This is a genomic window from Streptomyces sp. NPDC039465 (genome assembly GCF_055639315.1).
In genome coordinates, this window is record NZ_JBVKAP010000008.1 from 20,942 (window position 1) to 33,645 (window position 12,704).

The 12,704-nt window shown below is 73.1% G+C and carries 5 protein-coding genes; 1 reads left to right on the forward strand and 4 read right to left on the reverse strand.

Features of this window, described 5'->3' with window-relative positions:
• Positions 1-40: 40 nt before the first annotated feature.
• On the forward strand, positions 41-3,229 hold the full coding sequence (locus ACZ7LT_RS25255; RefSeq protein ID WP_471238641.1) for an amino acid adenylation domain-containing protein: 3,189 nt from the start codon (positions 41-43) through the stop codon (positions 3,227-3,229).
• Positions 3,230-3,315: 86 nt separating this feature from the next.
• Here the strand turns inward: ACZ7LT_RS25255 and ACZ7LT_RS25260 are convergent, their stop codons facing one another.
• Genes ACZ7LT_RS25260 through ACZ7LT_RS25275 form a run of 4 tightly spaced genes read right to left on the reverse strand, consistent with a single transcriptional unit; the run spans position 3,316 to position 12,702 of the window.
• On the reverse strand, positions 3,316-4,662 hold the full coding sequence (locus ACZ7LT_RS25260; RefSeq protein ID WP_471238378.1) for an MATE family efflux transporter: 1,347 nt from the start codon (positions 4,660-4,662) through the stop codon (positions 3,316-3,318).
• Positions 4,659-5,456, reverse strand: a complete 798-nt coding sequence (locus ACZ7LT_RS25265) for a thioesterase II family protein (RefSeq protein WP_471238379.1) — start codon at positions 5,454-5,456, stop codon at positions 4,659-4,661. Before ACZ7LT_RS25265 ends, ACZ7LT_RS25260 begins: the two co-directional genes overlap by 4 nt.
• The gene (locus tag ACZ7LT_RS25270; RefSeq protein ID WP_471238380.1) at positions 5,441-6,472 is read right to left on the reverse strand and encodes a MupA/Atu3671 family FMN-dependent luciferase-like monooxygenase; all 1,032 of its coding nucleotides are present in this window, start codon (positions 6,470-6,472) and stop codon (positions 5,441-5,443) included. The genes ACZ7LT_RS25265 and ACZ7LT_RS25270 overlap by 16 nt, the downstream gene beginning before the upstream one ends.
• Positions 6,469-12,702, reverse strand: coding sequence for an amino acid adenylation domain-containing protein (locus tag ACZ7LT_RS25275; RefSeq protein WP_471238381.1), 6,234 nt, complete (start codon positions 12,700-12,702; stop codon positions 6,469-6,471). The genes ACZ7LT_RS25270 and ACZ7LT_RS25275 overlap by 4 nt, the downstream gene beginning before the upstream one ends.
• Between the last annotated feature and the right edge of the window lie 2 nt (positions 12,703-12,704).

Consider the following 12,704-nt stretch of genomic DNA (forward strand, 5'->3'; position numbering starts at 1 on the left):
GAGCACCGTCGCCAGTGCCCACCCGGCTGTCCCCCTGGCAATGGATGTGGTCGAGGAGATCGTCCGCCGGGCCGCTGAACGGCCGGGCGCCACCGCCGTGCTGACCCGCAGCCGCGCAGGGCTCGAACGCGCTCTGTCCTATCGCGACCTGAACGAGCGGGCGGAGCGGCTGGCTGCCCGGCTGGTCGGCGAGGGCGCGGGTCCGGATGGGCTCGTCGCGGTGGCGCTGCCGCGCGGGCCCGGGTTGGTGGTCGCGCTCCTCGCCGTGCTGAAAGCAGGGGCGGCGTACCTGCCCGTCGACCCGGGTCTTCCCCAAGAACGCATCGCCCTGATGCTGGAGGACGCGGCGCCGTGCCTCCTGCTGACGGACTCCGACTCCTCCAGCAGCCTTGCGTCCCCCGAAGTGCCCAGACTGTTACTGGACACGCTCACCGAGCCGAAGCACGCCGCCACGCCGTGGACACACCCCGCCGTCGAGCCGGACCAGGCGGCGTACGTTCTCTACACTTCCGGGTCGACCGGCCGTCCCAAGGGCGTTGTCATCAGTCGCAAGGCGTACGGCCACGCGCTCGCCGCGCTGACGGCCCGTCTGGGCATCACCGCCGGGGACCGGGTGGTCGCCGCGACCACCATCTCCTTCGACATCGCAGGCCTGGAGATCTTCGGCACCCTGCTGGCCGGCGCCACCATCGTTCTCGCCGACCCCGAACAGGCCGGCGACCCACTCGCCTTGGCGCAGCTGATAGAGGCCACCGGGGCCAACGTCGTCCAGGCCACGCCGTCGCTGTGGCAGGGGCTGCTGTCCGTACACCCGGAGCGGCTGAGAGGAGTACGGGCACTGGCCGGCGGCGAGGCGCTGTCCAGGGATCTGGCAGACCGGCTCCTTTCGGTAGCGGCGCGGGTCACCAACCTCTACGGGCCGACCGAGACCACCATCTGGTCCTTGACCGCCGAGGTCGGTCCCGGGACCTCCGCCCCGCCGATCGGCGCCCCGCTGCCGGGAACCGGCGCCCGGGTGCTCGATGCGAAGCTGCGGCCGGCCCCGGTGGGCGCCGAGGGGGAGCTGTACCTCACCGGCCCCACCCTGGCCCGCGGCTACCTGCACCGCCCCGGCCTGACGGCCGCCCGCTTCGTCGCCGACCCAGCAGGCCCGCCGGGTGCTCGGATGTACCGCACCGGCGACCTCGCGGCGCTGCGCCCGGATGGGAGGATCGAGTACCGGGGCCGGTCCGACGACCAGATCAAGATCCGCGGTCACCGCATCGAACCGGGCGAGGTGGCCGCCGTCCTGCTGCGCGATCCGATGGTCAGCCAGGCGGCGGTCTTGGCCCAGGGGCCGAACCCGGAGCGGCGCCGGCTGGTGGCCTACCTGGTCCCCACACCTCGGGCCGGCAAGCCCGTTCGGTCCATGCCGAGCGAATCCGACACGGTCCGGCTTCGGGAGTCGGCCGAGCGCGCGCTACCCGCCTACATGGTCCCCGCCGCTTTCGTCTGGCTTGACCGGTTTCCGATGACCCCGAGCGGCAAGCTGGATCGCAGCGCGCTGACCGCACCCGAGTTCACTCCGCGCGCGGGACGGCGTGCCCCCGAAGACCCCGTCGAGGAGGCGCTGGCCGGGCTGTTCGCGAAGGTGCTGGACACTGGACCGGTCGGCGCCGACGACAGCTTCTTCGACCTGGGCGGAAACTCGCTGCTCGCTGTTCGTCTGATCAGCCGTCTCGGCGCCCTCTTCACCGCCGAACTCACCCTGCGGGACGTCTTCGCCGCCCCGACGGTGGCCGGCCTCGCCCAGCGGTTGGCGGAATTGGGGCATGCGGAGACCGGCGGGTCGGCTCGCCCGGCACTGCGCCCAGCGCAGCGTCCGGCCCGTATCCCGCTCTCCCACGCCCAGCAACGGCTCTGGTTCATCGACCTGCTCGAGGGGCCGAGCCCCCGCTACAACATTCCGCTGGCCGTGGAGTTCACCGGGCCGCTCCAAGCTCGTGCTCTGCGGGCCGCACTCGTCGACGTGGTGATCCGGCACGAAGCCCTGCGCACCCTGCTCCCGGATGAGGACGGTGTTCCGTACCAGCACGTGGTGCCGGCCGCGGACGTCGACCTGGAACTGCCCGAGCACCAGGTCGACCAAGCGGCGCTCGACGGGCACCTGCGGCAGGCCGCACGGGAGGTCTTCGACCTCGCGGTCGACCTCCCGGTGCGGGCCTCGCTGTGGCGCACCGTGGCGGCCGACGGCCCGCAGCGCTCGACGCTCCTGATCGTGTTGCACCACAGCGCGGCTGACGGCTGGTCCACCGAACCACTGCTACGCGACCTGCTGACCGCGTACCGGGCAAGGCTGGGCGGATCGGCTCCCGACTGGGTGCCCCTGCCCGTCCAGTACGCGGACCACGTGCTCTGGCAACGCGAGCTGCTGCGGGCCCGGACCGAGGAACGGTCCGAGTTCTGGCGCACGGCCCTGGCCGGAGCGCCGACGGAGCCTGCCCTGCCCACCGACCGGCCTAGAAGTGCGGCCGAAGGGACGGGCGGGTGGGTGCCGCTCGAAGTCCCAGCCGACCTGCACGCGGGGCTGGCGGCGCTGGCCCGCCGACGGAACTGCACCGTCTTCATGACCGTTCACGCGGCTCTGGCCGCATTGCTCACGCGAGCGGGAGCCGGCACCGACATCACGATCGGCACGGTGGTCGTCGGCCGCCCCGACAGCGCACTGGAGGACCTGGTCGGCTTCTTCGCCAACACTCTGCTGCTGCGCTCCGACACTTCCGGCGACCCGTCGATGGCCGACCTGATGGCCCGGGTCCGGGAGGCGGATCTGGAGTTCCTCGCCCACCAGGAAACACCGTTCGACCAGGTGGTGGAAGCAGTAGCCCCGCCCAGGTCACGGGCCTACCACCCGCTGTTCCAGGTCCTGCTCGCGTTCCAGGTCGAGCCCCCGCGCCTGCCCGAGGTGCCGGGCCTCGCAGTACGGCATCGCGAACTGGCGACGGACACCGCCAAGGTCGACCTGACGTTCACCCTGACCGAACACCCGGAGAGCGGCAGAGGCGGTCCGGGCGGGATCACGGGCGGGATCGAGTACGCGGCCGACCTCTTCGAGGAGGCTACGGCCCGTTGGCTGGCGGACGGCCTGCTCGCTCTGCTGCGGGCCGCGGTGGAACAGCCGGACACTCCCATCCGAGCGGTGGAGATCACCGACCGGCCTGCCCCCAACCGGTCGGCGCCGGCGCACTGAGCAGGCGGCGCCTCAAGGGGCGTAAGGCCGTCCGCCCCCGGAACGGCCCCTCACGGGGCGGCTCCGAGGGCGGACGAGCCGACGGGTCAGGCCGGGACCGGTTCCGCTACCGCCAGGGCGCTGTAGCGGCGGAAGCACCAGCCCTGGGCCGCGATCAGGACCAGGTTGACCACGGCCAGCGTGCCCCAGAGTGCGGTGAGGCCGCCGCCGGCAGCCATTGGTCCGGCCAGGACGGCCAGCACGCCGTAGCAGGCCGCGAAGCAGAGCATGCTCGGCAGGGTCCGCCTCACACCGATCAGCCCGAAGCCGAACAGGGCCTGGAAGGCGTCCGCCAGGGTCGCCGCCAGCACGAGCGGCAGCAGCTCCACCAGGCCGTCCCGTACCCCGGGGTCCGTGCTGAACACCGACAGCACGGGCCCGCGCGCCACCGTGAGCAGTCCGCCGAGGAGCAGCACCGCCCCGGCGGAGACGACCAGCCCGGACACCACCCCGGCCCGGACCCCCGCAAGGTCCTGCTCCTTCAGCCGCTCCGCCACCACCGGCACCACCGCCTGCCCGACCGCGACGGCGGCGGTGAACATCAGGTTCACCAGCGACACCGCGACGCTGTGCACGGCAGCCGCCTCCGTGCTGATCCGAGCGGCAGAGAAGGCCAGTACCCCCAGGACAGCGAACTTGATCAGCACGGTGGCGGCCAGCGGGATGCCGACCCGCGCCAGCCCGAGCACCTGCGCCGGCTGAGGACGCCCCAACCTCAAGGAGCGCCCTGCCAGTTGCGGGGACCGCCGCAGTGCGACCTGCGCGACGACGGCGCCGATCGCACTGGAGGCCACCATCGCGATCCCGGCGCCCGCCAGACCGAGCGAGGGCAGCGGGCCGGGCCCGCCGACCAGGAGCAGCGACAGAATGACGGCCGCCCCCGTGCCGGCCAGGCCGGCACGCATCACCAGGCGGCTCCGGCCGAGCCCGATCAGCGCGGAGCCCGCCGTCGTCGACACCGCGGTCAACAACGTGGACACCGCCAAAAGCAGCGGGAACACCCCGAGCTGATCGAGTGTCGCGTCCGGAACGCCTCCGATCCGGCCGATCCACGGCACCGCGGCCACCGCCAGGGCGCCCAGACCACCGGTGGCGACGGCCAGCCACATCCCGTTACGCAGAACCGAGACCAGCTTCTCCGGCTCATCCTGATGCTCCGCCACAAACGGCATCACACCGCGCTGCGCGCCGGCGATCGCCGCGGTCGCCGGGCCGTAGACGGCCATGGTCACGGCCAGCCCCGCCAGTGCCGCGGTCGCGTGGTGGCCCAGAACCGCGGTGTCCACCACGGCGGCCGCCGAGGCCGCGATCATCGACACGTACAGCGACAGCGCGGCTATGGCGATGTGCCTGATCTGTGCCGTGGCCGTCGGCCGTCCGTTGGTCGTTGTCACTGAAACTGCTCCCTCATGATCGGCTCACCATGCTCCGGCCCGGGCGGCCGGAGCCGTCCGAGCTCTGCGTCGATGCAATCGGCTCCCTCCTCGACCTGTTCGAAGAGGGAGAAATGGCCGCCTGCGAAGGCGTGGACGGTCATCGGCTGCCGGAATGCCCCGCGCCAGCCGTCCGGTGAGGCCACCGGGTCGGCCAGGCCGCAGAAGACCGCGCCGGGCGTTCGGCGCAGCTGAGCGCCGGCGGTGGCCCGGTAGCCGTCGACCACGGCCAGGTCGGCCCGCAGGACGCCGAGCAGATAGGCGCGCAGCTCCGGGTCCCGCAGCGCCTCATCCGGGGTCCCACCGAGCTCGCGCATGTACTCCGCAAGTCGGTCGTCGCTCCACAGGTGCCGATCCGCCGCAGCGGGGCAGGCGGCCGCAGCGGCGGGCGACAGACAGCCCGAGATGCCCACCCAGCTCGCCGCCCGGCCGAGACGTTCCAGCTCACGGGCGGTTTCGAAGACGATCAGTCCGCCCATGCTGTGACCGAAGAGCGCGCAGCCCGGTTCGAAGTCCCGCGTCACCACCTCGACCACGTGGTCGACTGCCTCGGCCATGCTGCGACAAGGAGGCTTGCCGGCGCTGCGTCCCCGGCCCGGCAGATCGACAGCGACAGCCTCCCGGCCGCGGGCACCGAGCGCCCGGACGAGCCGCTGATACGGCCCGGCCGAGCCACCCGCGTGGTGCAGGACCAGAAGCTGCCGCGGGCCCCTCGGTGCCGGTCCTGTCCCGGCGGCGCTCACAGGTCGGCGCATCGGCGGTTCAACTCGGCCAGGGCATTGAGGCCGTGCAGGACCTCGTCGGTGCCGATGCCGAAGTCGATGAGACAGCCGATCTCGTCGACCCCGAGCGCGGCCAGGGCCTCGACCAACGGCAGTGCGTCGGCCGGTGAGCCGAGCAGGCAGCGATCGCGTGAGAAGTCCCGGTAGGCGAGTTCCAGCAGCTCGTCGAGGGCCTCCTCGCCGGTACCGTCACCGGCCGGGGCGGTGGACTTGAGGCCGAACAGACTGAGTGAGGAGCGCATATAGGCCATGAGAGGGCCCTTGGCGGCGGCCAGGGCCCGCTCGCGGTCGGACCCAAGGTGGGTGTGCACCATGACGCAGACGCGTTCCCGCTCGATGCCGTGGCCGTGTGCGGTCAGGGCATCGGTGTACCCGGCCAGATTCTCCTCCAGCTCGTCCAGTGACTGACCGAGCAGATGGGTCAGAACCCCGGCACCCAGCTCCCCGGCCAGGGCATAGGTCTGCGGCGAGCCCGCCGCTGTGATCCACAGCGGCAGCCCGCCCTGCCGAGGCGTGGGGTAGGTGCGGACGGGAAAGCGGCGCCCACCGGGGCCGGTGCGCTCCACAGCGGCACCGGACCAGAGCCGGATCACCTCGTCGATCCCCCGGCGCATCTCCGCCTTGGCCTCGGCGAATCGCTCCGGTGCGAGGACGAAGTCCCGCGGATTCCACCCGGAGGCGAACGCCACCTCGGCCCGGCCGCCGGAGAGCCGGTCCACCACGGCCCATTCCTCCGCGACTCGCAGCGGATCGTGCAGCGGCAGCACCACGCTGCCGGCCCGCACCGCGATCCGGCGGGTGGTCGCGGCGACCGCCGCCCCCGTGACCGCCGGGTTGGGGAAGGGCGCGCCGAACGGATGGAAATGCCGCTCAGGTGTCCAGACGGCCGAGAACCCCTCCGCGTCGGCGAACCTGGACGCCTCGATGAGCAGCCGGTACTGCTCGTCCGGGTCGTCTCCGTTGGCGAAGAAGAACAGACTGAACCTCATACGTCCTCACTCGTGCCATCGGTCTCCGGGCGGCCATCGGCCCGCGCCTGTGGATCGAACACCAGCGCATAGAGAGCGGTTCGGTATGCCGCCAGCAGTGCCGCCGCGCCGGGGCCGTCGGCCCGGGACCGGGCGTGCACTCGGAACCCGTCGGCGCCGTCGACGACCGAGAAGTTCACGCGCACGCCCGGCTGGAGCGGTTCGGGACCCACCCAACGCGCCGCCCTCCCGCCGAAGGTGACGTCCCCGCCGTCGTCCCAGGCGTAGCCGAACACCACGTCCGGGTCCGGGCCGAGATCCGGATCGGCGGCCGCCAGGTCGGCGTACGGCACGGGACGGGCCTCTTCGATCCGGTCGAGGGTGGCGCGGACAGCCGACAGGACGGCACCTGCCGGCTGTCCGGGACGGACCGTGACGGGCAGCGGCACGATGTCGGCGAACGCACCGACGGAGCTCTCCAGGCCGGCGCCGGCCCGGCCGTCCCACGGCAGGGCGATCCGCAGCTCGCCTCCCTCGGCCACGGCCGCGGCGATGGCGAAGGCGGTGAGCTGGACGGCATACGGTGCGATCCCGTCCCGGGCGCAGGCCGACCGGATCGCGGCGTGCAGCTCCGGCCGTGGCGCCCACCGCGACTCGGTGGCCCCGCCGAGGGCCTCGGCGGCGTCTGCGGCCGAAGCCCTGCCCGAACTCCGTGCGACTTCGTCCGGGGACACGACGGGGCTGCTCAGCAGGGTGCGCCACATCTCGGCGGCCTGCTTCGCGGGCGCGGTGTCGACCAGCCCGTGACGCCAGGCCAGCTGCCTGAGGAATCCCCGGTCCTCCGCCCCGAGAGAGCCCGGGTCCTGATAGGCGGCGGACAGATCGTGGCACAGGCTCAGCAGCCCGAGGCCGTCCAGTGCCAGCGGGTGCACGGTCAGGGCCAGGAGCGCGGGCCCGTCCTGCGGCGTGGCGAGCATCAGCCCCAGCAGCGGATCCCTGCGCAGATCGGGCACGCGGGCCTGAGCCGCGCGGTGCAGCCAGGCCGGGCGGTCCGCGGGCTCGACGGACCGCCCGGGCGTCACTTCGGTGACGGTGGGGTCGAGATCGTCGAGCGGGCGTACCCGCAGTGCGCTGCCGTCGGGTCCGGCGCACAGGCGAAGCGCGGGGTGGCGTCGCACGACCGCTGCCAGCGCCAGGCGCAGCTGCCGGGGCTCCGGGCGGGTGTCGAGTTCCAGGACGAATGTCTTGCTCATGGCTGCCGCACCCGGGTGGGCGAGGTGGCGCAGCCCGGGAGGCAGAACGGGCGGCGGCCCGTCGGCCGGCAGCTCCAGGAGCCGTCCGCCGTCGCGGGGGCCGCCGGTGCCGCGTCCGGCCAGGAGCCGGGCCACCTGCCCGGCGGTGCGGCAGCGGTAGAACTCCGCGACGGTGAGCCGCGCGGCGAAGCGGTCCCGCAGCCCGTACAGCACCCGGGCGGCGAGCAGCGAGTGGCCGCCGGCGGCGAAAAAGTCATCGTCCGGGGTGAGTTCCGGACGGTCGAGCACCCGGCGGAAGAGCGCGAGCACCTCGCCGACCGGATCCGCGGCCGTGCCAGGAGCCGGTGCGGCGGGCGCCTGCGGAGGCGCCCCCGCGGGCGTCTGGTCGGGCCGGCTCGCCGGAGGCGCGGCCGAGGGTGCGGCGGTGTGGCCAGGCGGCGGCAGGAGAGCGGTTACCACCTTGCCATTGGTGTTGACCGGCAGAGCGTCGAGCAGGGTGAAGGTGGACGGGACCATGGCCTGCGGCAGCTCGGCGAGCAGCTGCCGGCGCACCCGCTCCACCTGCCCGGCCGACCCGTCGTCGACGACCAGGTAGGCGTCGATCCGCCGCGCGCCGGCCTCGCCCGCCACCGCAAGCGCCACATCCCGTACACCGGGTACCCGGCGGATCGCGAGATCGACCTCGGCGAGCTCGACCCGGTAGCCCCGGATCTTGACCTGCTGGTCGTCCCGGCCGAGGAACTCCAGATCGCCGCCGGGCAGCAGCCGCGCCCGGTCGCCCGACCGGTAGAACGGCACCCCGTCGACTCGCTCGAAACGCTCCGCGGTCAGCTCCGGGCGCGCCAGGTAGCCGTCGGCGACACAGACCCCGCCGATCCTCAGCTCGCCGGCCGTCCCATACGGCACGTCCCGTCCGTCCGGGTCGGTCAGCCGCAGCACGGTGTTCGGCAGCGGCCGACCGATCGGCGCGTACCGCGGCCAGCCGCTCGGCGATGCCTGGAAACGGTAGGAGGTGACCACATGGGTCTCGGCGGGCCCGTAGTTGTTCACGAGCCGGCAGCCCGGCAGCGCCTCGAAGAAGGCCACCACGCCCTCGCCGATCCGGAGCTGCTCACCGGTGGCGGCGATCTCCCGCAGCGACGCGAACGCCGACGCGTCGTCCTGGAAGACCGCAGCCACCGAGTTGAGCAGGGAGACCGGCCAGATCGCCTTCTGCACCCCGTGTTCGGCGACGAAGGACGCCAGCAGCTCGTGGTCGAAGCGGGTCTCCTCGTCGGCGACGTGCAGCGAGCCGCCGCCGCAGAGCGCGGCGAAGATCTCGTGGAAGGCCGCGTCGAAGCCGAGCGAGGCGAACTGCAGCCAGCGCAGCGCGCGGTCGAAGCCCTCGGTCTCCCAGTGGATCAGGTTGCTGAGCGCCCGGTGCGGGAAGGCGATCGGCTTCGGCCGACCGGTGCTGCCGCTGGTGAAGGTGAGGTAGACCAGGTCGTCGCCGGTCACCGACGGAAGGACGGCAGGCGCCGGGCGGGAGCGGAGCTCGGCCAGAGCGGGCAGGACAACCGGCTCAGCGGCCGGTACGAACCCGGCCTGCGCCGGCTCCTCGCACAGCACCACCACCGGTGCACAGTCCTCGGCCATCACCGTCAGCCGGGCAGCCGGCAGGGCGAGGTCGAACGGTACGGCGACGGCGCCCGCGCGCACCACACCGAGCACGGCGGCCACGGCCGGCACACCCTTCGGCAGAGCGAGGCCGACCCGGTCTCCGGGCCGCACCCCGTGCTCGGCCAGCAGCCCGGCGACGGCGGCCGAGACCTGGGCGAGTCCGCCGTACGTCAGCTCGACACCGCCCCCGCTGACCGCCAGGCGGTCCGGCTCGCGACGTGCCCGGTCCGCGAAGACCTCGTGCACGGCGAGGTCCGGTACGTCGACCACCGGGCCGCGCAGGGCCGCCGCCGCCCGGGTGGGCGCGGCGGCGGGGAGGGCCGGGACCCGGCCGACGGCCAGCGCGGGATCGGCGGTGAAGCGCTCCAGCAGGTGAGCGAAGACAGCTGACCAGTCCTCGACGGCCGCGTGCTCGAACCGGTCCCGGTCGTAGCGCAGGCGGCCTCCGATGCGCCCGTCGGGCTCGAACCACCAGTCCATGGACAGCTCGTACGGGCTGCCGGCGTACTCGAACGGCACCGGGTGCGCGGTCAGCCCGGCGGGCGCGTCGGCCTCCGACGCGTCGGCGCTGAGCATGTTGAACAGCACGCCGATCAGTGGCGCGTCCCGCTGGTCGGGTGCCCGGTCGATACGCCTGGCCAGGACCTCGAAGGGCAGGTCCTGATGGTCCAGGGCCGCTCGCAGCCGGCCCGAGACGTGCTCGACCAGGGCGAGGAAGTCGTCCTCCTGCCCGACTCGCACCCGCACCGGCAGCGTGTTGACGAAGTTGCCGACCAGATCCCGGGTCCGCGGGTGGTGGCGGCCCGCGACCGGAGTGCCGACCACCATCTCGGTCTGTCCGCCAAGCCGGCCAAGGAGCGCGCAGAACGCGGCGAGCACGATGGTGAACGGCGTCACCCGGACGCGCTCGGCCGCCGCGCGGACCTGTGTGGACACGGCTTCGGAGAGCACGAACTCCACCAGGCCGCCGCGGTAGCCGCGCTCGGCCGGGTGCGGATGTCCGGGCAGAGCGAGCGGAGCGGGGAGGTCGGCGAGCTCGGCCCGCCAGAACGCGGCCTGCCGGTCAGCCGCGGCCGAAGCGAGCCAGGCGGCCTCGGCCCGCGCGTGCTCGGCCAGCAGGCCGGTCAGCACCGGCAGTTCGGGCGTGCCGGTGCCGGTGCGGTGCTCGTAGCAGGCGAACAGATCCCGCAGGATCAGGCCGGTGGAGTGCGCGTCCGCGCAGATGTGGTGGACCACGATCGCCAGCACATGGCGCTCGTTCGAACGACGGAAGAGCCGGGCGACCAGCACGGGTGCCCGGTCCAGCGGGATCGCCACCGACAGCAGACCGTTCACGCAAGCCCGCAGGGCCTCGTCGTCCTCGACTTCTTGTACGGGCAGTTCGACCGCGGCCGTCGGCAGGATCTCGAACCTCGGCTCCAGCTCCGAACGGTGGAACCTCAGCCGCAGGCCGTCATGCCGGTCCACCACATCCTGGAGGGCCGCCCGCAACGCGGCGACATCCAGCGGGCCACGCAGCTCCGTGAGGACCGGCACGTGGTGGGCTTCGGCCGCGCCCGGCACCTCGTCGAGGAACAAGAACCGTTCCTGCAAGGCCGTCAGCGGCAGCAGCTCACGGTCGGCGCCGCCAGGCTCGGGAACCGCCGCGGCGGCCGGCTCACCCGGCTCGGCCAGCCCGACCAGCTCGGCCAATCGCCGGGGTGTCGGCTCGTCCAGGAACGAACCCAGCGGGACGGCCACCCCCCACCGCTCCGCGGAGAGCGCCACGATCCGCTGCGCCGTCAGCGAGTCACCGCCCAGGACGTACAGGTCGTGCTCCAGGGAGACGTCCTGCGCAGAGATGTCCTCCACGCCCAGGACCGTCCGGAATATCTCCAGCGCCACCTCCGTCCTGACGGGCTCGCCCGGAACAGCCGCATCCGGGACACCCGGCCCAATCTCGGCCGAGGGCACGCCGGCCTCCAGCCAGTACCGCCGGCGCTCGAAGCGCTGCCGAGCAGGAGCCGGCAGGCGGGGCGCCGGGGCTTCCGGGCCCTCCTCCAGCAGGACGTGCGCGTTGGTGCCGCCGACGCCGAACGCGCTCACTCCGGCCATCCGGGGGGCCTCGGACTCCCAGGGGCGCAGCTCGGTACTGACCCGGAAGGGGGACGATCCGAAGTCGATGTGCGGATTGGTCCGCTCGCAGCCGAGCGAGGGCGGCAGAGCCCGGTGCCGTAGCAGCAGGACGGTCTTGATCAGCCCGGCGATGCCGGCCGCCGAATCCAGGTGCCCGATGTTGGACTTCACCGAGCCGAGGGCGCAGAAGCCGGTGGCCGTGGTGGTCCGGCGGAATGCCTCGGTCAGCGCGGCCACCTCGATCGGGTCCCCGAGCAGGGTCGCGGTTCCGTGCGCCTCCAGGTGGCCCACCCGGTCCGCGGATATCCCCGCGAGCCGGTGTACCCCGGCCACCAGTTCGGCCTGGCCGGCGATGCTCGGCGCGGTGTATCCGCTCTTGCGGGCACCGTCGTTGTTCACCGCACTTGCCCGGATCACCGCCAGGACGCGGTCACCGTCCGCCAGAGCGTCGTCGAGGCGCCGCAGGACCACCAACCCGGCTCCGCTGGCAAACACCGTCCCCGAGGCATCGGCCGAGAACGGCCGGCAGCGGCCGTCGGGCGAGACGATCCCGCCCGGGGTGTACTCGTAGCCGACATCGTCCGGCCGGATCGCGGCACCGCCCGTGAGCACTGCGTCCGCCTCGTAGTCGAGCAGCATGCGGGCGGCCTGGTGCACCGCGACCAGGCTCGCCGAGCAGCCGCAGTCGACCGCCAGACTGGGCCCGGTCAGGCCGAGCCGGTAGGAGATCTGCGTGGCGGTGAACCCCCGGTCGTTGCCCATCAGGACCCGGTGCCAGCCATGAGTGCGCACCACCTCGGGGTGGGCCAGCACGTTGCGCAGCAGGTAGTCGGAGTGGTTCAGGCCGACCACCACACCGATCGGCCCGGGAAAGCGGTCCCGGTCGATCCCGGCGTCCTGCAGGGCGTGCACCGCCAGCTCCAGCAGGATGCGCTGCTGCGGGTCGGTCAGTTCGGCTTCCGCCGGGGTCATCCCGAAGGCGGCCGCGTCGAACAGCGCCCGGTCTGGGAACCTCCGTCGGACGGGCACATGAAACGACCCCCCGGATACCGGCTCCCGGACACCCGCCCGGCGCAGTTCGTCCGCCGGTACCTCCTCGAAGAGGTCCCGCCCGTCGCGCAGCAGCTCCCAGAACTCCTCGGGCGAGTCGGCGCCGGGAAACCGGCAGGCCATACCGGTGACCGCGATCGCCGGCAGGTCGTCATCGGGCAGTTCGGCCGGCACGG

Coding starts and splice junctions, on each gene's coding strand:
- ACZ7LT_RS25255 (WP_471238641.1), top strand. CDS start 41: ATGGATGTGGTCGAGGAGATCGTCCGCCGGGCCGCTGAACGGCCGGGC.
- ACZ7LT_RS25265 (WP_471238379.1), bottom strand. CDS start 5,456: ATGCGCCGACCTGTGAGCGCCGCCGGGACAGGACCGGCACCGAGGGGC.
- ACZ7LT_RS25270 (WP_471238380.1), bottom strand. CDS start 6,472: ATGAGGTTCAGTCTGTTCTTCTTCGCCAACGGAGACGACCCGGACGAG.